General features: G+C 64.6%; 26 protein-coding genes. 12 read left to right on the top strand and 14 right to left on the bottom strand.

Annotation, left to right across the window (positions count from 1 at the left end; all coding sequences use genetic code 11):
- Window positions 1-101: 101 nt before the first annotated feature.
- On the bottom strand, window positions 102-875 hold the full coding sequence (locus LRP30_RS42325; RefSeq protein ID WP_249758679.1) for a DUF2865 domain-containing protein: 774 nt from the start codon (window positions 873-875) through the stop codon (window positions 102-104).
- A 246-nt stretch (window positions 876-1121) separates the two neighbouring features.
- Window positions 1122-1685 (bottom strand): orotate phosphoribosyltransferase, encoded by a 564-nt coding sequence (pyrE, locus tag LRP30_RS42320; RefSeq protein WP_091885388.1) that lies wholly within the window; start codon window positions 1683-1685, stop codon window positions 1122-1124.
- A gap of 176 nt (window positions 1686-1861) precedes the next feature.
- On the opposite strand from pyrE, the gene LRP30_RS42315 reads away from it, so the two are divergent.
- A complete protein-coding gene (locus tag LRP30_RS42315) occupies window positions 1862-2488 on the top strand; it encodes a glutathione S-transferase N-terminal domain-containing protein (protein ID WP_249758678.1) in 627 nt (208 codons plus the stop codon).
- Window positions 2489-2730: 242 nt separating this feature from the next.
- Here LRP30_RS42315 and LRP30_RS42310 read toward each other — a convergent pair whose 3' ends face one another.
- Window positions 2731-3237 carry a MarR family winged helix-turn-helix transcriptional regulator gene (locus tag LRP30_RS42310; protein WP_128936925.1) on the bottom strand — a complete coding sequence of 169 codons (507 nt, stop codon included), beginning with the start codon at window positions 3235-3237 and terminating at the stop codon, window positions 2731-2733.
- 83 nt (window positions 3238-3320) lie between these two features.
- Between LRP30_RS42310 and LRP30_RS42305 the strand changes: the two genes are divergently transcribed.
- The 3 genes from LRP30_RS42305 to LRP30_RS42295 are packed head-to-tail and all read left to right on the top strand — an operon-like array spanning window position 3321 to window position 6147.
- A complete protein-coding gene (locus LRP30_RS42305; protein ID WP_249758677.1) occupies window positions 3321-4541 on the top strand; it encodes a cytochrome P450 in 1221 nt (406 codons plus the stop codon).
- Between the two features lie 11 nt (window positions 4542-4552).
- Entirely contained in the window at window positions 4553-4876 is a 324-nt protein-coding gene (locus LRP30_RS42300) for a 2Fe-2S iron-sulfur cluster-binding protein (protein ID WP_128936923.1), read from the top strand.
- A gap of 59 nt (window positions 4877-4935) precedes the next feature.
- Window positions 4936-6147, top strand: a complete 1212-nt coding sequence (locus LRP30_RS42295; RefSeq protein ID WP_249758676.1) for an ABC transporter substrate-binding protein — start codon at window positions 4936-4938, stop codon at window positions 6145-6147.
- Window positions 6148-6443: 296 nt separating this feature from the next.
- On the opposite strand, the gene LRP30_RS42290 is transcribed toward LRP30_RS42295, so the two are convergent.
- Entirely contained in the window at window positions 6444-7709 is a 1266-nt protein-coding gene (locus tag LRP30_RS42290; protein ID WP_249758675.1) for an NAD(P)/FAD-dependent oxidoreductase, read from the bottom strand.
- A 312-nt stretch (window positions 7710-8021) separates the two neighbouring features.
- On the opposite strand from LRP30_RS42290, the gene LRP30_RS42285 reads away from it, so the two are divergent.
- Window positions 8022-9194, top strand: a complete 1173-nt coding sequence (locus LRP30_RS42285; protein WP_249758674.1) for an ABC transporter substrate-binding protein — start codon at window positions 8022-8024, stop codon at window positions 9192-9194.
- Window positions 9195-9544: 350 nt separating this feature from the next.
- Here LRP30_RS42285 and LRP30_RS42280 read toward each other — a convergent pair whose 3' ends face one another.
- The 10 genes from LRP30_RS42280 to LRP30_RS42235 all read right to left on the bottom strand — a co-directional run bounded on the left by LRP30_RS42280 (window position 9545) and on the right by LRP30_RS42235 (window position 19581).
- A complete protein-coding gene (locus LRP30_RS42280) occupies window positions 9545-11416 on the bottom strand; it encodes a sugar phosphate isomerase/epimerase and 4-hydroxyphenylpyruvate domain-containing protein (protein WP_249758673.1) in 1872 nt (623 codons plus the stop codon).
- Entirely contained in the window at window positions 11413-12471 is a 1059-nt protein-coding gene (locus LRP30_RS42275) for a Gfo/Idh/MocA family oxidoreductase (RefSeq protein ID WP_249758672.1), read from the bottom strand. Before LRP30_RS42275 ends, LRP30_RS42280 begins: the two co-directional genes overlap by 4 nt.
- Window positions 12468-13205, bottom strand: coding sequence for an ABC transporter ATP-binding protein (locus LRP30_RS42270; RefSeq protein ID WP_128936917.1), 738 nt, complete (start codon window positions 13203-13205; stop codon window positions 12468-12470). The genes LRP30_RS42275 and LRP30_RS42270 overlap by 4 nt, the downstream gene beginning before the upstream one ends.
- Before the next feature lie 11 nt (window positions 13206-13216).
- Window positions 13217-13960: an ABC transporter ATP-binding protein gene (locus LRP30_RS42265; RefSeq protein WP_128955854.1), complete on the bottom strand. Its 744-nt coding sequence runs from the start codon at window positions 13958-13960 to the stop codon at window positions 13217-13219.
- The gene (locus LRP30_RS42260) at window positions 13957-14955 is read right to left on the bottom strand and encodes a branched-chain amino acid ABC transporter permease (RefSeq protein WP_128940229.1); all 999 of its coding nucleotides are present in this window, start codon (window positions 14953-14955) and stop codon (window positions 13957-13959) included. The genes LRP30_RS42265 and LRP30_RS42260 overlap by 4 nt, the downstream gene beginning before the upstream one ends.
- A complete protein-coding gene (locus LRP30_RS42255) occupies window positions 14952-15827 on the bottom strand; it encodes a branched-chain amino acid ABC transporter permease (RefSeq protein ID WP_128940228.1) in 876 nt (291 codons plus the stop codon). Before LRP30_RS42255 ends, LRP30_RS42260 begins: the two co-directional genes overlap by 4 nt.
- Window positions 15828-15988: 161 nt before the next feature.
- The gene (locus tag LRP30_RS42250) at window positions 15989-17119 is read right to left on the bottom strand and encodes an ABC transporter substrate-binding protein (RefSeq protein WP_249758671.1); all 1131 of its coding nucleotides are present in this window, start codon (window positions 17117-17119) and stop codon (window positions 15989-15991) included.
- Window positions 17120-17175: 56 nt separating this feature from the next.
- Window positions 17176-18054 carry a shikimate dehydrogenase gene (locus LRP30_RS42245; RefSeq protein ID WP_128940227.1) on the bottom strand — a complete coding sequence of 293 codons (879 nt, stop codon included), beginning with the start codon at window positions 18052-18054 and terminating at the stop codon, window positions 17176-17178.
- 132 nt (window positions 18055-18186) lie between these two features.
- On the bottom strand, window positions 18187-19125 hold the full coding sequence (locus tag LRP30_RS42240; protein WP_091884859.1) for a LysR family transcriptional regulator: 939 nt from the start codon (window positions 19123-19125) through the stop codon (window positions 18187-18189).
- Window positions 19126-19404: 279 nt separating this feature from the next.
- Complete coding sequence (locus LRP30_RS42235; RefSeq protein WP_091884862.1) at window positions 19405-19581, bottom strand: hypothetical protein; 177 nt, start codon at window positions 19579-19581, stop codon at window positions 19405-19407.
- 168 nt (window positions 19582-19749) lie between these two features.
- Here LRP30_RS42235 and LRP30_RS42230 point away from each other — a divergent pair, with 168 nt between their 5' ends.
- From LRP30_RS42230 to LRP30_RS42200, 7 genes are all read left to right on the top strand, one after another.
- Complete coding sequence (locus LRP30_RS42230; RefSeq protein WP_249758670.1) at window positions 19750-20478, top strand: LuxR family transcriptional regulator; 729 nt, start codon at window positions 19750-19752, stop codon at window positions 20476-20478.
- Window positions 20479-20564: 86 nt separating this feature from the next.
- The gene (locus LRP30_RS42225; RefSeq protein WP_164934754.1) at window positions 20565-21221 is read left to right on the top strand and encodes an acyl-homoserine-lactone synthase; all 657 of its coding nucleotides are present in this window, start codon (window positions 20565-20567) and stop codon (window positions 21219-21221) included.
- A 1-nt stretch (window position 21222) separates the two neighbouring features.
- On the top strand, window positions 21223-21441 hold the full coding sequence (locus LRP30_RS42220) for a hypothetical protein (protein WP_249758669.1): 219 nt from the start codon (window positions 21223-21225) through the stop codon (window positions 21439-21441).
- Between the two features lie 301 nt (window positions 21442-21742).
- Window positions 21743-22660, top strand: a complete 918-nt coding sequence (locus LRP30_RS42215) for a branched-chain amino acid ABC transporter permease (protein WP_091884876.1) — start codon at window positions 21743-21745, stop codon at window positions 22658-22660.
- Entirely contained in the window at window positions 22657-23601 is a 945-nt protein-coding gene (locus tag LRP30_RS42210) for a branched-chain amino acid ABC transporter permease (RefSeq protein WP_249758668.1), read from the top strand. Before LRP30_RS42215 ends, LRP30_RS42210 begins: the two co-directional genes overlap by 4 nt.
- A complete protein-coding gene (locus tag LRP30_RS42205; RefSeq protein ID WP_128940224.1) occupies window positions 23594-24361 on the top strand; it encodes an ABC transporter ATP-binding protein in 768 nt (255 codons plus the stop codon). The genes LRP30_RS42210 and LRP30_RS42205 overlap by 8 nt, the downstream gene beginning before the upstream one ends.
- Window positions 24354-25067 (top strand): ABC transporter ATP-binding protein, encoded by a 714-nt coding sequence (locus LRP30_RS42200; protein WP_128936907.1) that lies wholly within the window; start codon window positions 24354-24356, stop codon window positions 25065-25067. The genes LRP30_RS42205 and LRP30_RS42200 overlap by 8 nt, the downstream gene beginning before the upstream one ends.
- Window positions 25068-25169 lie beyond the last annotated feature (102 nt).

Raw genomic sequence — 25169 nt, 5'->3', positions numbered from 1 at the left:
CGCAACAATCTCCGTCATTGCTTCGTCGCATCAGCGCAAAATTGCTTTGCAATTCTGTCGCGAGCTCCTCGCAATGACGGCTTTGTTGAAGGCGGACGCGACTAATCCAATCCCGCCCGCTTCGCCGGCTTCTGTGTCTTCGGCACCGTCACGTCGGGCAACGCCTCGCGCACGATCTCCGCGGCTGGCGCGTCCGCCGCCACGGTCTCGGCGCGCACCGGGGCCACCTTCATCTCGCCGAGCCGCGCGCGGACCTGCGCGGTGAGGCCGGGATAGGAGGCAACCGGAGTGAAGTCCGCAGCCTGGTCGTTGCCGACACGGATGCCGGTATAGGCAACGAGGCCGTCGGCGGTCGCAATCACATCGCCGGCTTTCAGCGATGAATCCAGCGCGAGATCGACCGGGGCGAGGCCCACCGGTTCGCGCCCGTTGCAGGTGCAGTCGGCGCGCAGCGCCTTGCGATAGGCGAACGCGTTCTCACTGTCGGCGTAGCGCTCGCCGGTCTGCGACGCGGCGCCCTCGATCGAGGAGCCGAAAAAGACTTTCGTCGCGCTGGCAGGGCAGAACGCCTGACACATCTGCGCCGGCGAGACGAGCCCGCGCATCAGCGGAAAATATTTGCCGTCGCAGCTGCGCACGCAGAAGGCCGGACCGGAACCGCCGGCCGCCGCCGAACGGGTCGGCGGCGCATATTGCGGGGTTGCGGCATTCTGCTGGCCGGTGAAGGGATCGGTGTAGGAGCTCGCCTGCTGCGGCACCTCGCGCTGCGGGCGCTGCTGCTGCAGGCCGCCGAAGAAGAAGTCGAACAGGCCTTCGGCCGAAACCGGAGCCGGGGCCGCGAGCAGCGGTGCTGCAAGGCTGGCGGCCACAAGCATCGCGCGACGCCGCCGGCGCGCATGGGACGAGATTGTACGCAACGCTCACTCCACGGACGCTACTGAACCTGGCCGAGACCAGCGAGGGCTTGGCACATGATTCACCTTAAAGCGGGATGGTAAATGAGCAGTTGAGCGGAGGCGGTTTCAAGTCGAGGCCGTGACCTCTTTGAGGCCGGGCACAGCTTCTGACAGATCGTTGCTTCCGGGCCACGCCCGCATGACGTGCAGGGCTGTTTCGCGGCCTCAAGCCTTCAAGAATTCCGACGCCTTGTAGAGCGAGCGGAACGGCAGGCCGGCCGCGCCGAAGGTGTCGGTGGCGCCTTCCTCGCGGTCGACCATGGTCAGCACCAGCACCACATTGGCGCCGGTCTCGCGCACGGATTCCACCGCCTTCATCGCCGAGCCGCCAGTGGTGGTGACATCCTCGACGATCACGACGCGCTTGCCCGCTAAGGTCTCGCCCTTGGGCAAGCCCTCGATCGCGAGCTTGGCGCCGTGCTCCTTCGGTTTCTTGCGCACGAAGAACGCCGCGATCGGATGGCCCTTGATCCAGGAGATCTGCGCCAGCGCGCCGGCGAGCGGCACCGCGCCCATCTCGAGCCCGCCGATGAAATCGAGCTTGTCGTCTTTCAGCGCCTCGTAAGTGAGCTCGGCGAGCAGCGTCGCGCCCTCGGGGTCGAGCATGGTCGGCTTGAGGTTGAAGTAGAAATCGCTCTTGCGGCCCGACGCGAGCGTCACCTCGCCGCGGCCAAAGGAGCGCCGGCGGATGATTTCGAACAGGCGGGCGCGGGAGGCTGATTTCGACACGACGGTCCCTCGAACAGCGTTTTTGAAGGAGGCGGAATTTATCCGCGACCGCCGCGACATTCCAGAGGGGGCGTCTCCCGTCAACAGGGATCGGCCATCTCGACCCACCGGTTGTGGGGGTGCAACCTTCTGGAGTAGGTGAGGGCCGAGCCTGTCAGGGGGAAGGAAAGCAAGGCATGACCATCGAACTGCACACCTGGAACACACCGAACGGCCGCAAGATCTCGGTCGCGCTGGAGGAGATGGGGCTGCCCTACAAGGTGATCCCGGTGAACATTACCAAGGGCGAGCAGATGGCCCCGGAGTTCCTCAAGCTTTCCCCCAATAATAAGATCCCCGCGATCGTCGATCCCGAGGGTCCCGACGGCAAGCCCGTCAGCATCTTCGAATCCGGCGCGATCCTGCTCTATCTCGGCGAAAAGACCGGAAAATTCCTGCCGAAATCGCTTGCCGCGCGCATCCCCGTCTACGAATGGCTGATGTGGCAGATGGGCGGCTTCGGCCCGATGCCCGGCCAGGTGCATCATTTCATCGCGCTCGAGAACGAACAGGACCGCGCCTATGGCCTGAAGCGCTTCATGGCGGAGACGCGCCGGCTCTATGGCGTGCTCGACCGCCGGCTGGAGGGCCGCGACTTCGTCGCCGGCGAACTCTCGGTTGCGGATTTTGCCATCCTGGGCTGGGCCTGGCGCCACCCGCGCCACAAGGTCGATCTCGCCGACTTCCCCAACGTCAAGCGCTGGTACGATGCGCAGATGGCGCGGCCCGCGGTAAAGCGGGGGATGGAGGCGAAGCTGGATTGAGGTTGCTCTTTAGAACAGGAGATCCCTCGCCCAAATAGGCCAACCGTCCTGCCGCATTATCCTGCCGATTCTTTTGTTGCCTAAGCAACTAATTTGTGCGAACCGTTTCCCGGACAAGGACGACGGCGGAGGAACCGCCGCGTCCGATCTCGGAGGAAACAATGCGCGGCCGGACTGGTGCCGTCGGCAAGTGCCGACGCATGCCTGGACACGAGGAGAGTGGACAGCCGACGCGCGGCCTGTCAGGGCTCGGTGCCGCCGGTCACCGCGCCGAGATTTTCGTGCAGCCGGCGGAGCAGGTCGATCAGCACCTCGCGCTCGTCCTTGCTAAGGCAGGACAACAGGCGCCGCTCGCGTTCGAGCGCGGCGACGATGACCTTGTCGTGGGTGGCGCGGCCCTTCGCCGTGAGCGAGATCGAATGGGTGCGGCCATCGTTCGGGTCGGTGCGGATCGACACCAGCCCGCGCTTTTCGAGCCCGGCGAGCGTCCGACTCACCGGCCCCTTGTCGAAGCCGATGACGTGGCAGATGCGCGAGGCCGGGATGCCGGGCTCGATCGCCAGCAGCGACATGATCCGCCATTCCGTGACGTTGACGCCGAACTGCCGCTGATAGAACGCGGTCGCGCTGTTCGAGAGCTTGTTGGCGATGAAGGTGACGAAGGCCGGGACGTAACGATCGAGATCGAGCGTCGGTCCCGCATCATTGGGTGCAGGCTTTTGGCGGACTCTGGTCGAAGACGGCGGCATGTCGGGCTTCTGGCTCGCGGCGGGCCCGCTGACCTAAGGGCATGCGCCACCCTTTCACAAGATCAAAATGAGGGAGGTCTTCCATGACTGCATCCGGCTCCTCCGTATCAGCTGGCGTCGCCGCCGTCCCGCATCTCGACGTCGATCCCTTCGCGATGGATTTTCTCGCCGATCCCTATCCCACGCATGAATTGCTGCGGGAGGCAGGCCCGGTCGTCTATCTCGACAAATGGAGCGTGTACGGCGTGGCGCGTTATGCCGAGGTCCATGCCGTGCTGAACGATCCCGCCACGTTCTGCTCCAGCCGTGGCGTCGGCCTCAGTGATTTCAAGAAGGAGACGCCGTGGCGGCCGCCGAGCCTGATCCTGGAGGCCGATCCGCCCGCGCACACCCGCACCCGGGCCGTGCTGTCAAAAGTGCTGTCGCCGACGGTGATGAAGCAGGTGCGCGACCGCTTTGTCGCGGCGGCCGAGGCGCGGGTCGATGCGCTGCTGGAGAAGCGCAGCTTCGATGCGATCGCGGATCTTGCCGAGGCCTATCCGCTCTCGATCTTTCCGGATGCGCTCGGGCTGAAGCCGGAGGGACGCGAGCATCTGATTCCCTATGCGAGCGTGGTGTTCAACGCCTTCGGCCCGCCCAACCAGTTGCGCCAGGAGGCGATCGAACGCTCGGCGCCGCACCAGGCCTATGTCGCCGAGCAGTGCCAGCGCGAGAATCTGGCGCCCGGCGGATTCGGCGCCTGCATCCACGCCCGCGTCGACGACGGCGAGATCACCGCGACCGAAGCGCCGCTCTTGGTGCGCTCGCTGCTGTCGGCCGGCCTCGACACTACGGTCAACGGCATCGGCGCCGCAGTCTTTTGCCTCGCGCGCTTCCCGGATCAATGGCGGCGCCTGCGCGAGGATCTCTCGCTCGCGCGCGCCGCTTTCGAGGAGGCCGTGCGCTTCGAAAGCCCGGTGCAGACCTTCTTCCGCACCACCACGCGGGAAGTCGAGCTCTCCGGCGCGAAGATCGGCGAGGGTGAGAAAGTGCTGATGTTCCTCGCCGCCGCCAACCGCGATCCGCGGCGTTGGGACAAGCCCGACAGCTACGACATCACCCGCCGCACCTCCGGCCATGTCGGCTTCGGCTCCGGCATCCATATGTGCGTCGGCCAGCTCGTCGCCCGCCTCGAAGGCGAGGTGATGCTGATGGCGCTGGCCCGACGCATCGCGAAGATCGAGATCACGGGCGATCCAAAACGCCGCTTCAACAACACGCTGCGCGGGCTCGATAGCCTGCCTGTCACCATCACCCCGGCCTGACGAGGAGTTTTATGCCCGCCATCACCTTCATCCATCCGGACGGCAAGTTCGACCGCGTCGAGACCGGCGATGGCGAGAGCGCCATGCAGGCCGCGACCCGCCACGGCCTCGACGGCATTCTGGCCGAATGCGGCGGCAACGCCATGTGTGCGACCTGTCACGTCTATGTCGACGAGAGCTGGCTGACGCGCCTGCCTGATATGGCGGACGACGAGGATGCGCTGCTCGATGGCACCGCGAGCGAGAGGCTGCCGAACAGCCGGCTGTCCTGTCAGATCCACGTCACGCCCGCGCTCGACGGGCTCGTCGTGAAGCTGCCGGAGCGGCAGGTCTGAAGCTTGAATCGCGCCGGCAACGATCGGCGCGGCAACACATCCAACAGGTGAGGGAAACAATGAAGCATCTGAAGTGGGCGCTCGCACTGGCTGCGAGCCTGGTGACCGGCGCGGCAAGCGCCGAGATATCCGATAATGTCGTGCGCGTCGGCGTGCTCAACGACATCTCCGGCATCTTCCAGGACACCAACGGCATGGGCTCGGTCGAGGCCGCGCGCATGGCGGCGGAAGACTTCAACGGCGGCGGCAAAGGCATCAAGGTCGAGATCGTCTATGCCGATCACCAGAACAAGGCCGATGTCGGCAGCGCCATCGCGCGCAAATGGCTCGATGTCGAAGGCGTCGACGCCATTGTCGACGTGCCGAACTCGGCCGTCGGGCTCTCCATCAACACGCTCTTGCGCGATAGCCGCATGACGTTCCTGGCGTCCTCGACCGCAAGCTCCGATCTCACCGGCAAGGCCTGCTCGCCCAACACTATCCAGTGGGTCAACGACACCTGGGCGACCGGTAACACCACGGCAGCGGCGATGGTGTCACGCGGCGGCAAGGAGTGGTATTTCCTCACGGTCGATTTCGCGCTGGGCAAGGGCATCGAGTCGGAAGCGCAGAAATACATCGGTGCGCATGGCGGCAAGGTGGTCGGCTCATCCAAGCATCCGCTCGGCACCTCCGATTTTGCGTCCTTCCTGTTGCAGGCGCAAAGCTCGAAAGCGCAGGTGATCGGCCTTGCTAATGCCGGTGGCGACACCATCAACGCTGTGAAGCAGGCGGCCGAGTTCGGCATCCAGCAGAGCGGCCAGAAGCTGGTCGCCTTCCTGCTCTTCATCAACGACGTTCACGGCATGGGCATCAAGGTCGCGCAAGGGCTCCAGCTCATGGAAGCTTTTTACTGGGACATGAACGATGACACCCGCGCGTTTGCAAAACGCTTCGCCGTGCGTCCGGGCATGAACGGCAAGATGCCGAGCGGCAACCAGGCCGGCGTCTACGCCTCCACGCTCGCTTATCTCAACGCCGTCGCCGCCACCGGCAGCGACAATGCCAAGAACGTCGTGCCCGAGATGAAGAAGTTTAGGGGCAAGGACAAGCTGTTCGGCGACACCATCATCCGCCAGGACGGCCGCGTCGTGCACCCGATGTACCTGTTCGAGGTGAAGAAGCCGGAGGAGTCGAAATATCCGTACGACTATTACAAGCTGGTCTCGACCATCCCAGCGGACCAGGCGTTCCGCCCGCTGGCCGAGGGCGGCTGCGAGCTGGTGAGGTGATTGTAGCCGCGAGCGCGGTGTCCTTCGCCTCTCCCCGCTGCGGCGAGAGGCCGACGCGCGTAGCGCGGCGGGTAAGGGGAGTTTCCGCGAGACAGGTGTCTCTGGGAACGACGATCTTTCAGCACGTCATTGCGAGCGCAGCGAAGCAATCCAGAGTCTTCCCGCGGAGGGATGCTGGATTGCTTCGCTGCGCTCGCAATGACGATGGGGGAACATCGAAGGATTCAACTCTCACCGTCCCCGCGGAGACTCCCCCTCACTCCGATCCTCTCCCGTAAGCGGGGAGAGGGAGAAGATCACCCAACCACCTTGCTGCTCCCCTGCGTGATCAGCCGCGCCGCCCGCTGGTCGCGGGAGTAGATCCAGAGCCAGCTGAGCGCGACGCTGAGGCGGTGGCGGAGGCCGATCAGGAAGTAGATGTGGGCGATGCCCCAGATCCACCACGCGATGGTGCCGCGCAGCTTGATGCGGCCGAAGTCGATCACCGCGAGCCGCTTGCCGATCTGCGCGAGGCTGCCGGCGTGCTTGTAGCGGAAGGCGCCCTTCGTCTCGCCACGCAGCCGCGCTCTGATGGTCTCGGCGACATGGCGGCCTTGCTGCTTGGCCGCGGGCGCGATGCCGGGCACCGGCTTGCCCTCCCAGGCGTTGATGTTGACGGTGTCGCCGATCGCAAAGATCTCGGGATGGCCGGGAATCGTCAGGTCGGACTCGACCTGCACGCGCCCGGCGCGATCGCTTGGTGCGCCCAGCCATTCGGCAGCGGGCGAAGCGCGCACGCCGGCGGCCCATATCCTGGTCTTGGCGTTGAGCCGCGTGCCGCCGAACATCACGCCGTCGCGGTCGATCTCGGTCACGGGTTGCCCCAGCACCACCTCGACGCCGATTTTCTCCAGCGAGGCTTGCGCGTAAGCCGAGAGGTCGTCGGCAAAGCCCGCGAGCACGCGCGGGCCGGCTTCGATCAGCACGACGCGCGCCTTCGTCGTGTCGATGTTGCGGAAATCGCCGGGCAGAGTGTGGTGCGCCATCTCGGCGATGGTGCCCGCGAGCTCGACGCCGGTCGGGCCGGCGCCGACGATGACGAAGGTCAGCCGCGCCGCGCGCCTCTCCGGATCCGTCTCGCGCTCGGCGCGCTCGAATGCCACCAGGATGTGCCGGCGCAGCGTGGTCGCGTCCTCTAACGTCTTCAGGCCGGGCGCGAACTGCTCCCATTCGTCATGGCCGAAATAGGCGTGCCGGGCGCCGGTGGCGAGCACGAGGGTGTCGTAAGGCACCTCGCTGCCGTCGTCGATCAGCACGCAGCGCCTGTCGGTGTCGACGCCGCTCACCGTCGCAAACAGCGTCGTCACCTCGCGCCGGCCCCGCATGAGATGGCGGACCGGCCAGGCGATCTCGCTGGTCGCGAGCGAAGCAGTCGCGACCTGGTAGAGCAGCGGCTGGAACAGATGATGGTTGCGACGGTCGATCAGCGTGATCTCGACCGGCGCGCCCGCGAGCCGGTAGGTCGTCTCCAGCCCGCCAAAGCCGGCTCCGACGATGACGACGCGGTGCGGTGTCGTGGTCATGATGTGCCCCTCGAATCTCGCTGCTCTACCTTCTCATTTAAGTGCGGATTGGGCGCCGCGGTCCAATAGCCGTCATCAATCGCCGCATAGGCCTGGTGTATCGATCCGCCGCGAAAAAGTGCCGCAGCCTTGACCATGCCTTGGCCGAAGTGAGTAGAATTATATTTCTTGCCATCCCCAATTCTGGCGAAATATGGTGCAGGGACGGACGCTGAGCCATTGGCGGCTCGACAGATTTTGCGTTCAATAAAGACTGGCCCGGTGCGGCGATCACCCCGTTTCCGGGATCGATAATCAAGGAGGGGAGTGGTTATGAGGACGGCATTCTGGCTGGCGGGCGCAGCGGCGCTGGTGCTGGCAAATCCGGCATTCGCCGGCGACACCATCAAGATCGGCTTCGTCTCGACCTTCAGCGGCCCGACCGCCGTAATCGGCAATGACATGCGCAATTCCTTCGAGCTCGCGCTCGACCATCTCGGCCGCAAGATGGGCGGCAAGCCGGTCGAGGTGATCTACGAGGACGACGGGCAGAAGCCGGATGTCGGCAAGCAGAAGACCGAGAAGCTGGTGCAATCCGACAAGGTCGATTTCATCGTCGGCTACATCTGGTCGAACGTGCTGCTGGCCTCGCTCAAGACCGCGGTCGATTCGCAGACCTTCCTGATCTCGGCCAATGCCGGTCCCTCGCAGCTCGCGGGCGAGCTGTGCTCGCCTTACGTGTTCTCGACCTCCTGGCAGAACGACCAGACCCCGCAGGCGGTCGGCACCTATATGAACCAGAAGGGCGTCAAGTCGGTGTTCCTGATCGGCCCGAACTACGCCGCCGGCAAGGACATGCTGGCCGGCGTCAAGAGCACCTTCAAGGGGCAGGTCGTGGGTGAGGAATACACGGTGTGGCCGAGCCAGCTCGACTTCTCCGCCGAGCTCACCAAGGCCAAGAACTCCAAGGCCGAATCGATCTTCGTGTTCTATCCGGGCGCGGCCGGCGTCCAGTTCCTCAATCAATACGCCCAGGCCGGCATCAAAGCGCAGATTCCGCTCTACACCGCCTTCACGATCGACGAATTGTCGCTGCCGCTGCAGAAGGACAACGCGCTCGGCGTGCCCGGCGCTCAGCAATGGGTCAACGATCTGCCCAACGACGAGAACAAGAAATTCGTCGCCGACTACCGCAAGAAGTATACCGGCCTGCGCCCGACCTTCTACGGCGCGCAGTCCTATGATGCCGCGAACCTGATCAACAGCGCGGTCGTCGCCGTGAAGGGCGACACCTCGAAGAAGGACGCGATGAAGGCCGAAATGGAGAAGGTGAACTTCAAATCGGTGCGCGGCCCGTTCAAATACGGCAACAACCACATCCCAATCCAGAACTTCTACCTGCAGGACGTGGTCAAGGACGCCGACGGCCAGCTCGCACTGAAGACCGTCGCCACCATCGTCGAGAACGACCAAGATCGTTTCCACGACAAGTGCAAGATGAAGTGAGCTGATCTGTTTCCTCTCCCCATCCCCGCTGCTTCTTTCCCTCTCCCCGCTTGCGGGGAGAGGGTAGGGTGAGGGGGAGCCTCCGCGGGGACGGAGACAGTCGAATTCCTCGATGCTTCCCACACCGTCATTGCGAGCCAACGGGTCCGCACGAAGCGCGGCCCGATGACAGGCTCCGCGAAGCAATCCAGAATCCCTCCGCGGAAAAACTCTGGATTGCTTCGCTGCGCTCGCAATGACGCGTTCGAAGAGCGTTGCCCCCGATTGTCAGGTGACTCGCTGAGAGTGCCCCTCACCCGCCGCGCTACGCGCGTCGGCTTCTCCCCGCAGGCGGGGAGAGACGAAGACACCTACACTCTTGGCACGCTCGACGGGCGCACTTCGCGGGCCTGGGCTGCGAGCCTGATGCCGGCGTTGGCCGCGCCAAAGCCCTGATAGTTTCGCCGTTCGACGATCTCGAAGAAGAAGCGCTCGTCGAAGATGTGGGTGTAGACCTGGAAGAATTCGCCGTTACCCTCGCGGTCGTAGAGGATGTGGTTGGCGCGCAGTTGCGCCATCAGCTCGGGCGCGAGGTCGTATTTGGCTTCGATGTCGTCGTAGTAATTGTCAGGGATGTCCAGGAAATCCGCGCCCCGCTTGCGCATCTCCGCGACCGTCGCAAAGATGTCCCGGCACGAGAACGCGACGTGCTGCACGCCGGAGCCGAAGAACTCCGAGATGAAGCGCGACGGCAGTGTGCGGTTGGCGGACGAACCGTTGAGCACGAAGCGCAGGCTCTGGTCTGCGTTGATGATGGCCTGGCTCTGCACCAGCCCCCTGGGATCGGCGATCTCCATCTGCGGCAGCCGCGTCAGGTCGAGAATGCCGGTGTAGAACAACAGCCAGGACAGCATCTCGTCATAGGGCATCGATTGCGCGATGTGATCGACCGCCAGCAGTGCATCCGCGCTCGTCTCGCTCGCGACCGGTTCGAAATCGGTATCCCAGTTCTTGCCGGCCTGATCCAGGAAATAGAGCAGGCTGCCTCCGACGCCGTGGATCGCCGGGATCTCCAGCTCGCCCGGCCCGACCGGCTGATAGAAGGTGCGCGCCTTCAGCGCTTCGGCGCGCTGCATGGCAAGGCCCGCATTGTCGACGTCGAGCGCGATCGCACAGACGCCGGGACCGTGGGTGACGTAATGCGAATGCGCGAAGCCGTCGGTCTCGCAATTGATCACGAGCTCGACCTTGCCCTGCGACCAGCGCTCCACTGCCTTGCTGCGGTGCTTGCCGGTCTTGCGGAAACCGAGCTGCGCGAACAGGCGGGCAAGCTCGCTCGCCTTGGTCTCGTTGACGGCGAATTCGACGAAGCCGGTACCGTAGCTCCCGGCCTTCGGCGCCAGCGGCTCGTGGACGAGCTTTGGCCAATCTGGTGCGAGCTGGTCCTCGAGCAGGATCAGCGAGCGCAGGCCATCGATCGCGGTCTGCGCCGCCGAACCGGCGCGGAACTGATCGTTGAAGATCTCCAGCGACAGCGGCCCGGCATAGCCGGTCGCCGCGACCGCCGCCATGAACTCGCCGACCGGCAGGTCACCCTGGCCGGGGAAGGAGCGGAAGTGCCGGCTCCAGGAGAGGATGTCGAGCTCGAGCTTTGGCGCGTCCGCAAGCTGCACCAGAAAAATCCTGTCGCCGGGGATCGAGGCCATCGCGCGCGTCGGAAATCCCGGAGCCAGCGCATGAAAACTGTCGAGAATGATGCCGATCGCGGCATGATCGGCGCGGCGCACGATCTCCCACGCATCGCGGTAGTCGTTGACATGGCGTCCCCAGGCCAGTGCCTCGTAGCCGACGCGCAAACCACGCTTCGCCGCACGCTCGCCGAGCTCGCGAAAATCGTCCGCGGCGCGGTCGATGCCGCCGAGCGAGGCGGGCGAAACGTTGGAGCAGATCAGCAGGAGATCCGTGCCGAGTTCCTGCATCAAGTCGAACTTGCGCTCCGCGCGGGCAAAGTTGCGCGAACGCTGAGGTTCCGGCATGCCTTCGAAATCGCGGAACGGCTGGAACGCGCAGATCTCGAGATTGAGGTCCTTACAGAGGCGCGCGACCTCGCGCGGGCTGGCGCCGAACGACAGTAGATCGTTCTCGAAGATCTCGACCGCGTCGAACCCGGCGGCTGCGATGGCGCGGAGCTTCTCGTCCAGTGCGCCGGAGAGGGAAACCGTTGCAATCGAGCGCTTGTTCATGCTGCCTGCTCCATGATCCGGCCCGGCGATACCGTGCGTCCCGAGCGCGCGGCTTCGCTTACGGCTTCCACGACCGCGAGCGTGCCCATCGCATCTTCGACCGAGATCAGCGGTTGCTCGCGGCCCGCGATCACGGCCTGGAAATGTCTGAGCTGCTCGGCGAGCGGATCGTAAGCGGAGAGTGCGACGGGCTCGCGAACCAGGGGCGCGTACCAGCCGGGATTGTCTGAATACGACCACAGCTCCATGGTCGGCGCCGACAGCGAGCCGTTGGTGCCGGCGAAGACGTAACAGGGCTGGTCCTGTCTGGGATAGACCGCGTTCTCGCCCGCCGTCAGCTCCCAGCTCCAGGGTGCCGGCGTTGCATCGGAGACCGTCACCGTTCCGAGCGCACCATTGGCAAAGCGCAGCAGCAGCGCGGCGGTGTCTTCGACCGCAAAGCCACGCACCTTGTTTGACGTCAGCGCCTGCACCTCGGCGATCTCGCCGCAGACGAAGCGGAGATTGTCGATGTCGTGGATCAGATTGATCAGCAGCGGCCCGCCGCCCTGTTCGCGCCGCCAGGCGACCTCGAAGTAATCGTCGGGTTTCTTTAGCAGCCACAGCCCGGCCACGGCGGTGAGCTGGCCGAGCTTGCCGGTCGCGACAGCCTCGCGGGCCGACTTGATGATCGGATTGTGGCGGCGGTGGTGACCGACCAGCATCGGCACGCCGCTGCGCTTGACCGCCTCACAGAGGCGACGTGCCGCTGCGACGCTGTCGGTCACCGGCTTTTCGATCAGCGCCGGCACGCCCGCCGCGGCGCAGTCGAGCGCCATGGGCAGATGCAGCGTGTTCGGCGAGGCGATGATCACCCCGTCCGGCTTCTCCTGCTCCAGCAATGCGCGATGATCGGCATACCAGGGTGTGTTGTGCGCCCGCGCAAAATCGCCAGCGGCCGGCGAAGGATCGGCAATGCCGGCCAGCACGCAATCCGGCGATGCCTCGATCAGCTCGATATGGCGGCGGCCGATCAGGCCCGCGCCGGCAACGGCGATGCCTATCTTGGCGCTCATGCCGCGCTCTCTTCCATGGCACCGCCCAGGAAGAGCTGGCCGATGCGGGGATCGTTCAGAATGCGCTTGGCGTCGTCGATCATGCGGGTCTGGCCGAGCTCGAGCACGATGCCGATGTCAGAAATCTCCAGCGCCGAGCGTGCGTTCTGCTCGATCATCAGGATCGTAACGCCGCGGTCGCGCAAGCTTTTGAGAATGTCGAAGGTCTGCTGCACCATCAGCGGCGACAGGCCGATCGAAGGCTCGTCGATCAGCACCAGCTTTGGTTCGAGCAGCAGCGAGCGGGCGATCTCGAGCTGTTTCTGCTCGCCGCCGGAGAGCGTGGAAGCCTGCTGCGTCGATTTCCGCCGCAGCGCCGGGAACAGGTCGAGTGCCGCCTCGATCCGCCTCGGCAGGTCGAGGCCCTTCCCGGCAGCGACGCCGCCGAGCTCGATATTGTGGCGCACGGACAGCTCGGGAAAGATGTTGCGGCCCTGCGGCACGTAGCAGATGCCGGCATTGAGCAGCGCGCGCTGGCTCAAGTTCGTGACGTCGCGGCCAGCAAAGCTGATCTTGCCCTCGCGCAGCTTGAGCAGGCCGAAGATGGCCTTGAACACGGTCGACTTGCCGGCGCCGTTCGGGCCGATGATCGTCGTGATCGTGGCTTGAGGTACGGCGAAGGTCGTGCCGTTCAAAATCGTCATCTTGCCGTAGCCGCCGACGAGATTGTGAACCGAGAGGATCGGGTCGCTCATGGTCCGCTCCTTCAATGACCCAAATAGGCTTCGATCACGGCGGGGTTTTTCCGAACCTCGTCCGGCCGTCCCATCGCCAGCACCTTGCCTTCCGCCATCACCATGACGCGGGAGCACAGCGACATCACGAATTCCATGTTGTGCTCGATCACGACGAAGGTGGCGTTCTTCTCGCGGTTGATCGCGACCAGGCGGTCCTTGAGGTCCGCCAGCATCGAGGGGTTGACGCCGCCGGCGGGCTCGTCGAGCAGCACGAGGCGCGGGCCGCCCATGAAGGCCATGGCGGCATCGAGCAGCTTCTGCTGGCCATAGGAGAGGCCGCCGGCCGGCTCGTCCGCGAGATGGTCGAGCTTGAAAAAGCCGATCATCTGGTTGGCGGCCTCAGTCAGCCCGGCATCGGAGCGGCCGACCAGTCGCGAGGCCATGTTGCCCTGGTGCTCCTGGCCCGCGAGGATCAGGTTCTCGCGCACCGAGAGCTTTGGAAAAACCTGCAGGAGCTGGAAGGTGCGGCTGACGCCTAATTTGTTGAGCTCGGCGGGCCGCAGGCCGGTGACGAGCTTGCCGTCGAGCTTGACCTCGCCGCCCGATGGCGTGAGCTGGCCGAGGATGCAGTTGAACAGGGTTGACTTGCCGCAACCATTCGGGCCGATCAGGCCGAGGATCTCGCCCTCGCGCACATCGAAAGAGACGCCGTCGACGGCGCTGATGCCGCCAAAGTTCTTCTTGATATTCGTAACCTCGAGGACCGCGTTCATTGCACCGTCTCCAGGCGGGATTTTGCGACGGCACGCAGCGCGGACGCTGCCTTGGTCCGCCGTGCCGCCATGGCGCGATCGAGGATTCCCAGGATGCCGGTTGGCGACCAGATCAGCAGCAGCATGACGGCGACTGCGTAGAGCATGAGATAATAGCCCTCCGTGAAGCGCAGCCATTCCGGCAGCAGCACGGCGATCATCGCGCCGAGGAAGGGGCCGAAATAGAAGCCGGCACCGCCGACGATCACCATCATCAGCAGATCGAGTGAGAGCGACAGGTTGAACGGCACGGGATCGATATATTGCGTCAGTGGCGCATAGAGCGCGCCGGCGACGCCGCCAAGCGCCGAGCCGATCGCAAACGCCATCAACGTGTAGCGGCGGGTGTCGACGCCGAGCGATTGCGCGCGCAGCGGGTTTTCGCGCAGCGCCATGAAGGCGCGGCCCCAGGGCGAGCGGATCAGCCACCACACTGCGAGCGACACGATCGCGAGCGAGCCGAGGCAGACATAGTAGAACGGCAGCGGCTTGTTGGTCGCTAGCCCAAAGATGTGCGGGCGCGGGATGTTGGAGATGCCGTAGATGCCGCCGGTGAGCCAGCTCTCGTTGCGGAACACCAGGAAGGCGAGGGTGGAGAAGGCGAGCGTGACGAAGGCGAGGTAGTGATGCTGCACGCGCAACGCCGGATAGCCGAGCACCCAGCCGACCGCGAAGCTTAAGGCAATCGCGACCAGAATCGCCGCCGGCAGCGGCCAGCCATGGGTGGTCATGATCGCCGCCGCATAGGCGCCGATGCCGACGAACGCGCCCTGCGCCAGCGAGACCTGGCCGGCATAGCCGAGCGTCAGGTTGAGGCCCATCGCGGCGATGCTCATCACCGCCCATTGGCTCAGGATGAACAGGCCGTAGCGGTTGAAGTTCATGGGAACGATAATCAGCGCAGCGATGACAGCAAGGCCGAGCGCGATCTTCAGGGGTTTGGCGAAGCCGCTCATACGGTGCGCTCCTCGGCGCGGCCGAGCAAGCCCTGCGGCCGGAACAGGATGACGGCGATCAGGAAGATCATCGGCACCGCGGCGCGGTACTGCGTCGAGACATAGGCGGCCGCGAGATTGTCGAGCACGCCGATCAAAAGACCGCCGGCGATCGCGCCGCGCACCTGGTTGAAGCCGCCGACGATCGCGGCGATGAAGGCGGCCTGGCCCAGCACTTCGCCAGAGGAGAATTTGGCGAGATAGATCGGCGTGATCAGCAGCGAAGCCAGCGCCACCAGGAAGGCGTTGATCAGGAAGGTCAGCAGGATCATGCGCTCGACCGGCACGCCGATGATGCGCGCCACCGTCGGGTTTTGCGCTGCCGCCTGCATCTGGTGGCCGAGCGAGGTGCGGTTGAGAAGTGCCGTCAGTCCGAAGACAGCGAGAATAGCGACGACGAGCACGCCAATGCTTTGCAGCGACACCGCATGGCCGAGAATGGAGATGTCGCCGGTCGGCACGACCGACGGGAAGGGCGAGGCCTCGGCGCTGAAGAACTGCTTGACGGATTCCTTGATGCCGATCGCCAGCGCCATGGTCGCGATCGCCAGCGGCAGCACGCCGTGGCGCATCATCGGATCGACCAGCAGCATCTTGAAGGCGAGGCCGAGCAGGATCATCGACAAGAGGATGCCGAGGATGATCGCGAGCCAGAACGGCGCGCCGGCATGCAGTACCGCCAGCATCAGGAACGCCGGCAGCATCACGAACTCGCCTTGGGCGAAATTGATGGTCTGCGAGGTCTGCCACAGCAGCGTGAAGCCGACCGCGACCAGCGCATAGATCGCGCCGGTGGCGAGTCCCGCGACCAGAAGATCGAATAGGCTCGACATGTTCCCCTCTCTCCTCTCCCTCTCCCCGCTTGCGGGGAGAGGGTCGGGGTGAGGGGGAGTCTCTGCGAATTCGGTGACAGTCGAACTCGCGGAGGTTCCCCCTCACCCGGAATTTGCTCTGCAAATTCCGGCCTCTCCCCGCAGGCGGGGAGAGGCGAAGATCACTTCACCTTGGGCAGCACCTGCTTCACCACCTGCTTGCCTTCGACCACCTCGACCAGGAAGCTCTGGCGGTCGATGTCGCCGGTGTCGCTGAAGGTGACGTCCATCAGGATGCCCGGCTCGTCCGCGGCCTTGATGGTCAGACCGTGCAGCGTGTCGGCAAACTTCTTCGGGTCGACCTTGCCCATCTTCTCGGTGGTGGCCTTCACCATGTAGACGGCGAGATAGCCCTTCAGGCCGTTGTGATCGGGGACGTAATTGTACTTCTTGGAAAACTTCTCGCGGAACGCCTTGATGAGGTCGACCGGCGCGTCGGTGGTGAGGCCGACATGGCCGCGCGCGCCATTGGCGGCATCGCCGGCGAGCTCGATCACCTTCTGGCCGATCAGCGTGGTCTCGCCCATCAGCGGCGCGGTGACACCCTGGCGCTTCAGTTCTTTCAGGATGCGCGCGCTCTCTTCCTCGTTCAGGTAGACGAACACGGCATCGGGATTGGCAGCCTTGATCTTGCCGACGTCGGCGGCGAAATCGGCCTGGCCCGCTTCTGTCGAGAGGTCGGCGACCACCTTGGAGCCGAGCCGGTCGAGTTCTTTCACGATGACGTCGCGGCCGCCGCGGCCGAAATCATTGTTGACCCAGACCACCGCGACCGACTTCGCCTTCATCTCGTCATGGATGTATTTGGCGACCTTCGGCATCGAGGATTGCTGGCCGAACGAGGTGCGGAACAGGAACTTGTTGCCTGCTTGCGTCAGCTCGGCGGCCTCGCCGCCCATGATCTGCGCGATGTCGGCTTCGGCGGCAAGCGGCGCGGTGACCTTGACCGAGCCGGAATAGCCGGGGCCGAGCAGCACATAGGGCTCGGCGTCGAGCGCCTTCTGCACCTGGGCGCGCGCGACGCCGGGGTTGGACTGCGAGTCGGCGTGGGTGACCTCCAGCTTGCGGCCGAGCACGCCGCCCTTGGCGTTGATCTCCTCGATCGCGAGGTCGATGCCGTTCTTCCAGTTGGTGCCGACGGTGGCGCCGCCGCCCGAGAGCTCGGCGACGTCGGCGAGCTTGATCGCCTGGGCAAAGGCACTCGTTGCCGTCATGGCGGTGAGCAGCGCGCCCACCAGTAGCGTTGATTTCATCGTCCTCTCCTCCCGTTTCAAATCTTGCAAGCGGCCTTGTGCCCGGCCGCTTCGTCTCAAGCTGCCTGATAGGCGGCGCTGCGCGCGGCCATCACGGTATCAAAAGCCTCTCCCATGATCTCGGTCGATGGGGCAAGGCCCGTGAACAGTTCGAAGGCGTCGGCGGCCTGGAAGATCGCGAGCTCGCGTCCGGTCATGATCCGAGCGCCTTTCTCTCGCGCTGCGGCAAGCAGCGGCGTGATCAGCGGCGAATAGACGGCATCGGCAACCCACAGGTCTGCCCTGAGCAGTGCCGCCGGCACTGGCGTGTCGCGGTTCGGCAGCATGCCGACTGGCGTGCCGTTGACGAGGCCGGTTGCGCCATCGAGCGCATCCTCGACGCTTCCGGCCATCCTCGCGCCGCCCTGTCTGGCAAGCAGCGAGGCGAGTTTCTCGGCGCGCGCAGGTTCGCTGTCAAAAATGCGGATGTCGGTCACGTCCAGGCTCGCCAGCGCAAACGCGATCGCCTTGCCGACGCCGCCGGCGCCGATCACGGCGACGGCATTGGCGGACGGGGCCAGCAGCGGGGCCACCGCGCGCGCAAAGCCGGTGGTGTCGGTGTTGTGGCCGGTCAACCGGCCGTCCCTGACGACGACGGTGTTGACCGCACCCATGGCGGCAGCGCCCGGCGCCAGCGCGTCGAGCAGCGGGACCACGGCTTCCTTGTAAGGGTAAGTGACATTGACGCCGGCAAAGCCGAGCCGCCGCACTCCTTCGAGCATCATGCGGAGCCCGGTCGCATCGGCGCCGGCCACTTCAATGAGCTGGTAGTGGCCGCGCAGGCCGAGCGCCTCGGCGGCGCGCTCATGCATGGCGGGGGACGCGGAATGCGCGATCGGCGCGCCGATCAGGCCGGTGAGAAGCTTCTTGCTGGCGGCGTATCCGCGCTTCGACATGGTTCGCTATCGTCTCGTTGGGAGCGTCCGGTCCCGGCCATTAGCGGGGAAATCCGCGCAATTCCAGCTCTGACGATAGTCTTTCCCCGGCCTAACACAATTACCCTTTTATCCGGCAAACCTAACATAATGTTATTTCTTCCGCGCGCGTGCCGGGCCGGCCTTGCTGTTGCCGCGGGACGGCTCGACCGCGCGCATCTCAGCGCGCAGGGCGTCGATGAAGTACTCGGCATGGAGCGACAACGGCGCGCCGCGCTTCACTGCGATGTAGGTGTCGAACCGCGTGGGCTCGGTGATCTTCAACAGCTCGATTCCGGGATAACCGCCATGGGCCACCGTGAACTGGTCGATGATGGCGATGCCGAGCCCGGCCTTCACCAGCGCGCAGACCGTGGTGCCGAAGCGCGCGCGGATGGTGATGTTGTAGTCGAGCCGGTTGCGCGCGAAGATCTCGGCCATGATCCGCCCGTAGGGGTCGTTGGGATCGATGCCGATCAGCGGATAGCGGGTGATCTCGGCGGCGGAGACCTGCTTGCGGCCGGCGAGCTCGTGACCCGGCGGCACGATGCAATAGAGCTCGCCCGAGGCGAGCGGCATGAAGTCGAGCCCGGAATGCTCCAGCCGGTAGCTCATCGCCACGCACTCGCCGCGGCCGAGCATCAGATAGTCGATGGCTTCCTCGAGCTTGAGGATGTTGATGTCGATGCCGAGATCGGGATAGCGGCGGCGGACGCGCTCGATCGCGCGCGGCACCATCACCTGCGAGATGCTCGGCACCGAGCCGATGCGTAGCTCCGACAATCCACCGCGGCCGATCTTGGAGATGATCTCGGAGAGGTCGTCGACCTTCTTGTAGACGCCGTTGATCTGCTCGAAGATGTTCTCGGCTTCCGGCGTCGGGAAGTAGCGCCCGTTCTGGCGCTGGAAGAAGCGGATGCCGAGCGAGCGCTCGGTGTATTTGACGAGGCGGCTGATCCCCGGCGCCGAGACGTTGAGCAGCTTCGCCGCGCCGCCGATGGTGCCCGTCACCATCACGGCACGGATCACTTCAACCTGGCGCAGCGTCATCATGTCCTGGGCATCCGAAGCATGATCGTGGTGGCGGGGGCCTTCCCTCTCCCCTTGTGGGAGAGGGTGGCTCGCCGCGAAGCGGCGAGACGGGTGAGGGGTTCTCTCCGCCTTGCGAGCTCTCGCATTTGAACGCGCGGAGACAACCCCTCATCCGGCGCTTCGCGCCACCTTCTCCCACAAGGGGAGAAGGGAAGGCAATGGTCAAACTGTTTCGACGAAAATCGGCACGTTCAAGGGCGTCGCTCGCGCTGGACGCGTCGTTTGCTGCAACTGCGTTGGCTAGCTTGCCGGGCCCTCGGGCAAGAGGCTGTCCGCCAGCTCCGCGCGCTCGCTTTGCAGCACCTCGCGCGCGAACTCGATGATCTTCTGCTTGTTTGCCGTTTGGCGGACGGCGAAAAACACGCGGTTCAATTCCAGGCCGAGCACGCTGTTGAGGGCGATGTCCTCGTCTTGCATCGTGGTTTTCCCGCTACGGACGCGTTCAGGTGTATCTGGACCTCACTTCTTCCACAAGTAGATTAAATCTTCAGTGCGGACGGAACACCGGCAAACTACGGGAGCAGCGAATTGAGGCAGCCCCCAAATACGTGCTATACGGCAGGGCGAGAGTCAGGAAATGCACTGATGTCCGCCGTAGACTATGGCCGGGAGGCGCTCGACTTCATCGAAGGCCTGGGAGCCTATACCAAGGTTCCGGACGCCATGGACGCGCTTGCAACTGCGTTCGGTCGATACGGTTTCGAGCATATCATCGTAACGGGCTTGCCGAATCCCGATCAACGCTTTTCCCAGATGGTGCTCGCCAAGAAGTGGCCGGCGGAGTGGTTCGACCTCTACATCCAAAAGAGCTACGACCGTGTCGACCCCGTGATCCGCAAATGCCGGCAGACGGTGAACCCTTTCGAGTGGTCTGAGGCGCCGTACGATCCGGAGCTGGAGCCGGGTGCGGTGGAGGTGATGCGGCGCGCCGCCGATTTCCGCATGTCGCGCGGCTTCGTCGTGCCGATCCACGGCTTGACCGGCTACGAGGCCGGCGTCTCGCTCGGTGGCGTCCACCTCGAGCTCAACGCGCGCAGCAAGCCGGCGCTGCACCTGATCGGGATGTACGGCTTCGATCACATTCGCCGTCTGCTTGATCCGGCGCCGCATCCGTCGATGCGCCTGACCCCGCGCGAGCGCGAGGTGCTTGCCTGGGCGTCGCAAGGCAAGTCCGCCTGGGAGATCGGCGAGATCCTGCACATCACGCAACGCACGGCGGAAGAGCATCTTGCAACTGCCGCGCGCAAGCTCGGTGCGGTCAACCGGACGCATGCGGTCGCGATCGCGATCCGCCACAGAATCATCAATCCCTGAAATCCTCGCCTACTGGGAAATTTCCCAATAGTCGACTTTGCCTTTTTCGCTGAGGCTCCCCCTCATTTCGAGCCATGGGGGAGTTCATGATTCATGTGATTTCTGCCGTCAATCGGCATCTCTACGAAGACGTTCTCGAACAGTATTTTCGGGTTCGTCACGAGATTTTTGTCGAGGAGCGGAAATGGGAGGCGCTACGCAAGCCCGACGGCCGCGAGATCGATAGCTACGACAATGAGGACGCGGTCTACCTGCTGGCTCTCGAAAACCGCCGGGTGCTCGGCGGCTCCCGCCTGTATCCCACCACCAGACCGACGATGATGAGCGAAGTCTTCCCGCATCTCGCGGCGGTGCGTGGTTGCCCGTCGGACCCGCTGGTCTGGGAGTGGTCGCGCTTCTTCGTGTCGCGCGAGCGCCGCGACGGCGCGTTCAATCTACAATTGATGGCGGCTGCGCAGGAGTTCTGTCTCGATCAGGGCATCGAGCGTCTCTGTCTCGTCATGGAGACGTGGTGGCTGCCGCGCTTCAACGACATCGGATTCATCGTGACGCCGCTGGGATTGCCGGCGCTGGTGGAAAATTCCTGGACCATGGCGGCAACGATCGAGGTCCGTCAGGAGTCGCTCGATGTCGTGCGTGACCGTATCGGAATGACGAGCGTCGTCCAGCAGGACGGTCCGCGGATCGACTGCATTGCCCGTGCCAACCTCCGCGGCCTTGCCGCGCAACGAAAGAGCGCCTGAGATGTCGAACCTGATGCGGGACAGCCAGATCATGGCGCAGACCAAGGACGAGAACCTCGGCTACATGTCCGACATGGCGCTCGAGCTGGCGCAGATGGCGGACGATTCCGGATTGGCGACGCTGGCGTACCTGTTCCGGATGGCCGCGCTCGAGGCCTCGACGGCTAACAGCGTGCTCGCCGAACCGGACGACTTTCCCCACCAGATGACGTCGCACTAGACGCATCTCTCGCCGAATTTCGACGACATTCGCACCCTCCTCGGCCTGCCGGGGGAGGGTGATCGTTTGGGTGCGGCAGGTTGCCCCATGCCGCGCGGCAACCTTTTTGCATTGCACAGCAAGTTTCGGCCACGTGCGCCGAGATGCAACAAAGTGCATGTTTGGTGTCAAATCGCTCTTGCCTCGGAACGATACTGCCATTACCCATTTTTCGGCCTTGAGCAGGCAGGGGGAGCTCTTTCACTGATGGCGACTGTGTTCGAACATCGGCGCGACACCGCGTGCGCCTGAAAGAGTCTTGATGCTGCTCGTCGTCGAACAGTTCTTGAACGGATTGCAGTTCGGCCTGCTGCTGTTTCTGCTCGCCGCCGGCCTGACGCTGGTGTTCGGGATCATGGATCTCGTCAACCTCGCGCACGGCTCGCTCTACATGATGGGCGCCTATTTCGCCGCGACCTTCGCGGCCTGGACCGGCAGCTTCCTGCTCGGTGCACTGCTGGCGCTGGGCGCGACGCTGGTGCTCGGCATCGTGCTCGAGATGAGCGCGCTGCGGCATCTCTATGGCCGCGACCATCTCGACCACGTGCTCGCAACCTTCGGTCTGATCCTGTTCTTCAATGAAGCGGTGCGGCTGATCTGGGGCCCGGCGGGCCTTGCGCTGCCGCTGCCGGCCTGGCTCACCGTGCCGGTGCCGATCCTGCCCGGCATCCACTACCCCGCCTACCGGCTCGCCATCATCGTCGTCGCGCTGCTGGTGGCGCTGTTGCTCTATCTCGGCGTGATGCGCACCCGCATCGGCATGCTGATCCGGGCCGGCGCCTCCAACCGCGAGATGATCGGCGCGCTCGGCATCAACATCAAGTTGCTCTACACGCTGGTGTTTGGCTTAGGTGCCGCGCTCGCGGGCCTTGCCGGATTGATGCAAGCGCCGATCCTCACCGTGCAGATCGGCATGGGCGAGAACATCCTGATCCTCGCTTTCGTCATCATCGTGATCGGCGGCATCGGCTCGATCCGCGGCGCATTCCTCGCCGCGATCTTCGTCGGCATGATCGACACGCTCGGCCGCGCCTTCCTGCCCAACCTGCTGCGGCAGGTGCTGAGCGGCGCCGCCGCCTCCACCGCCGCGCCCGCGCTGTCGTCCATGCTGATCTACCTCCTCATGGCGATCGTGCTGGTGGTGCGGCCGGAGGGGCTGTTTCCGGCCAGTCGTCGATGAAGGCTTTCACTGTGAGCAAGGCCGTCACGGCCCTGATGCTGGTGGGCCTCGTGCTGCTACCGCTCTATTCGCACCTGACCGGCAACATCTTCATCCTGACTCTGTTCACCCGCATCATCATCCTGGCGCTGGCGGCCGCGAGCCTCAACCTCATCATGGGTTTCGGCGGCATGATGAGCTTCGGCCACGCCGCCTATCTCGGCATCGGCGGCTACGCAGTCGGGATGCTGGCGCAGGAAGGTGTCGGAAGCGGCTTCATCCAGTTTCCGGTCGCGCTCGCGGCCTCCGCGGCTTATGCGCTGGTGATCGGCGCGCTCTCGCTTCGCACCCGTGGCGTCTATTTCATCATGATCACGCTGGCCTTCGCGCAGATGGCTTATTACGTCGCCTCGGGCCTGGCGCGCTATGGCGGCGACGACGGCCTCACCGTCTACCAGCGCAGCGACTTCTCCGGGTTGATCAATCTCTCGAACCGTACGCAGTTCTATTATCTCTGCCTCGCCTGCCTCCTCGGCGTCGTCTTCCTGATCTGGCGCATCGTCAATTCGCGCTTCGGCCTCGTCGTGCAGGGCCTGCGCTCCAACGAGCAACGCATGCAGGCGATCGGCTTCCCGGCCAAGCGCTACCAGCTCGTCTGTTTCGTCATATCAGGCACTATGTGCGGCCTTGCCGGCGCGCTGCTCGCCAACAACACCGATTTCGTCAGCCCGGCCGTGATGTACTGGACCCGCTCCGGCGATCTCATGGTGATGGTGATCCTGGGCGGCATGGGCACGCTGTTCGGCCCGATCATGGGAGCGGTGGTGTTCCTGCTGCTGGAAGAGTTCCTGTCGCAGATCACCGAATACTGGGCGCTGATCATGGGCCCGCTCTTGCTGCTCATCGTCCTGTTCGGCCGCGGCGGCATCATGGGTGCGCTCGGGAGGGCTGGCCGTGGCTGAACCCCTGCTCCGCGTCGAAAAGCTGGTGCGCCGCTTCGGCGGCATCATCGCGACCGACAACGTCTCGCTCGACGTCGCTAGCGGCGAGCTGCACGCCATCATCGGCCCGAACGGTGCCGGCAAGACCACGCTGATCAGCCAGCTCACCGGGCATCTCGAACCGCATTCCGGTAGCGTCTCGCTGGCTGGGCGCGACATCACCTATCTGCCGGCCTATCGCCGCTGCGCGCTGGGCCTTGCCCGTTCGTTCCAGATCACCTCGCTGCTGCTCGATTTCACCGCCGCCGACAATGTCGCGCTGGCAGCCCAAGCGCATGCCGGCACGTCGTTCCGCTTCTTCGCCAACGCGCGCAAGGAGAAGGGCCTGCGCGATGCCGCGCATGCCGCGCTCGATCGCGTCGGCCTGTCGCATCGCGCCGATGTCGTGGTGTCCAGGCTGAGCCATGGCGAGCGCCGCGAGCTCGAGCTTGCGGTTGCGCTCGCGAGCAAGCCAAAGCTCCTGCTGCTCGACGAGCCGATGGCCGGCTTAGGGGTCACCGAATCCCAGCGCATGGTGAAGCTGCTCCAGGAGCTGCGCAAAGAGGTCTCGATCGTGCTGGTCGAGCACGACATGCCGGCGGTGTTCGCGCTCGCCGATCGCATTTCGGTGCTGGTGTACGGCCGTGTCATCGCCTCCGGCGATCCGGCCGCGATCCGCCAGAACGAGGACGTCAAGCGCGCCTATCTCGGCGATCAGCATGTGGTGACGCATCATGGCTGACACGCTGCTCGACGTCGACGGCATCGAAACCTGCTACGGCCTCTCCCAGGTACTGTTCGGGCTGTCGCTGTCGATCAAGCCCGGCGAGATGGTCTCGCTGATGGGCCGCAACGGCATGGGCAAGACTACGACGATCCGCTCGATCATGGGCCTGACGCCGGCGCGATCAGGCGCGATCCGCTTTGCGGGCGCCGAGGTGCGACAACTTCCGTCGTACAGAATTGCAAAACTCGGCGTCGGCCTCGTCCCTGAAGGACGCCAGATCTTCCCGAACCTCACCGTGCGCGAAAATCTCGTGGCCGCCGCCGCCGATCGCTTCGGCAGCCCGAATCCCTGGACGCTGGCCGCGATCTACGTGCTGTTTCCGCGCCTCGCCGAGCGTGCCGCCAACATGGGCAACCAGCTCTCCGGCGGCGAGCAGCAGATGCTCGCCATCGGCCGCGCGCTGATGACGAATCCAAAACTCCTGATTCTGGATGAAGCGACCGAAGGTCTCGCGCCGCTGATCCGCGAGGAGATCTGGAATTGCCTGTCGCTGCTCAAGAGCCGCGGACAGTCGATCCTGGTGGTCGACAAGAATGTCGATCACCTCGCTCGCATCTGCGACCGCCACTACATCATCGAGCGCGGCAAGACGGTGTGGAGCGGCACCTCCGACGAGCTGATGGCCGCGCCGGATCTCCAGCACAAATATTTGGGGATCTGAGTCCCCGCTCTCTCCCCGTCATTGCGAGTGCAGCGAAGCAATCCAGACCATCTCCGAGGAGGCAGTCTGGATTGCTTCGTCGCAAGGGCTCCTCGCAATGAC

Source organism: Bradyrhizobium sp. C-145, assembly GCF_023375135.1.
Classification (GTDB): Bacteria; Pseudomonadota; Alphaproteobacteria; order Rhizobiales; family Xanthobacteraceae; genus Bradyrhizobium; species Bradyrhizobium zhanjiangense.
Note: the sequence above shows the minus strand (reverse complement) of the source record. Positions and strands in the feature narration are given on the sequence as shown.

What these genes read in the sequence shown, in the direction of transcription:
- LRP30_RS42325 (WP_249758679.1), bottom strand. Translation starts at nt 875, where the DNA reads ATGCTTGTGGCCGCCAGCCTTGCAGCACCGCTGCTCGCGGCCCCGGCT.
- LRP30_RS42315 (WP_249758678.1), top strand. Translation starts at nt 1,862, where the DNA reads ATGACCATCGAACTGCACACCTGGAACACACCGAACGGCCGCAAGATC.
- LRP30_RS42310 (WP_128936925.1), bottom strand. Translation starts at nt 3,237, where the DNA reads ATGCCGCCGTCTTCGACCAGAGTCCGCCAAAAGCCTGCACCCAATGAT.
- LRP30_RS42305 (WP_249758677.1), top strand. Translation starts at nt 3,321, where the DNA reads ATGACTGCATCCGGCTCCTCCGTATCAGCTGGCGTCGCCGCCGTCCCG.
- LRP30_RS42300 (WP_128936923.1), top strand. Translation starts at nt 4,553, where the DNA reads ATGCCCGCCATCACCTTCATCCATCCGGACGGCAAGTTCGACCGCGTC.
- LRP30_RS42295 (WP_249758676.1), top strand. Translation starts at nt 4,936, where the DNA reads ATGAAGCATCTGAAGTGGGCGCTCGCACTGGCTGCGAGCCTGGTGACC.
- LRP30_RS42290 (WP_249758675.1), bottom strand. Translation starts at nt 7,709, where the DNA reads ATGACCACGACACCGCACCGCGTCGTCATCGTCGGAGCCGGCTTTGGC.
- LRP30_RS42285 (WP_249758674.1), top strand. Translation starts at nt 8,022, where the DNA reads ATGAGGACGGCATTCTGGCTGGCGGGCGCAGCGGCGCTGGTGCTGGCA.
- LRP30_RS42280 (WP_249758673.1), bottom strand. Translation starts at nt 11,416, where the DNA reads ATGAACAAGCGCTCGATTGCAACGGTTTCCCTCTCCGGCGCACTGGAC.
- LRP30_RS42275 (WP_249758672.1), bottom strand. Translation starts at nt 12,471, where the DNA reads ATGAGCGCCAAGATAGGCATCGCCGTTGCCGGCGCGGGCCTGATCGGC.
- LRP30_RS42270 (WP_128936917.1), bottom strand. Translation starts at nt 13,205, where the DNA reads ATGAGCGACCCGATCCTCTCGGTTCACAATCTCGTCGGCGGCTACGGC.
- LRP30_RS42265 (WP_128955854.1), bottom strand. Translation starts at nt 13,960, where the DNA reads ATGAACGCGGTCCTCGAGGTTACGAATATCAAGAAGAACTTTGGCGGC.
- LRP30_RS42260 (WP_128940229.1), bottom strand. Translation starts at nt 14,955, where the DNA reads ATGAGCGGCTTCGCCAAACCCCTGAAGATCGCGCTCGGCCTTGCTGTC.
- LRP30_RS42255 (WP_128940228.1), bottom strand. Translation starts at nt 15,827, where the DNA reads ATGTCGAGCCTATTCGATCTTCTGGTCGCGGGACTCGCCACCGGCGCG.
- LRP30_RS42250 (WP_249758671.1), bottom strand. Translation starts at nt 17,119, where the DNA reads ATGAAATCAACGCTACTGGTGGGCGCGCTGCTCACCGCCATGACGGCA.
- LRP30_RS42245 (WP_128940227.1), bottom strand. Translation starts at nt 18,054, where the DNA reads ATGTCGAAGCGCGGATACGCCGCCAGCAAGAAGCTTCTCACCGGCCTG.
- LRP30_RS42240 (WP_091884859.1), bottom strand. Translation starts at nt 19,125, where the DNA reads ATGATGACGCTGCGCCAGGTTGAAGTGATCCGTGCCGTGATGGTGACG.
- LRP30_RS42235 (WP_091884862.1), bottom strand. Translation starts at nt 19,581, where the DNA reads ATGCAAGACGAGGACATCGCCCTCAACAGCGTGCTCGGCCTGGAATTG.
- LRP30_RS42230 (WP_249758670.1), top strand. Translation starts at nt 19,750, where the DNA reads ATGTCCGCCGTAGACTATGGCCGGGAGGCGCTCGACTTCATCGAAGGC.
- LRP30_RS42225 (WP_164934754.1), top strand. Translation starts at nt 20,565, where the DNA reads ATGATTCATGTGATTTCTGCCGTCAATCGGCATCTCTACGAAGACGTT.
- LRP30_RS42220 (WP_249758669.1), top strand. Translation starts at nt 21,223, where the DNA reads ATGTCGAACCTGATGCGGGACAGCCAGATCATGGCGCAGACCAAGGAC.
- LRP30_RS42215 (WP_091884876.1), top strand. Translation starts at nt 21,743, where the DNA reads ATGCTGCTCGTCGTCGAACAGTTCTTGAACGGATTGCAGTTCGGCCTG.
- LRP30_RS42210 (WP_249758668.1), top strand. Translation starts at nt 22,657, where the DNA reads ATGAAGGCTTTCACTGTGAGCAAGGCCGTCACGGCCCTGATGCTGGTG.
- LRP30_RS42200 (WP_128936907.1), top strand. Translation starts at nt 24,354, where the DNA reads ATGGCTGACACGCTGCTCGACGTCGACGGCATCGAAACCTGCTACGGC.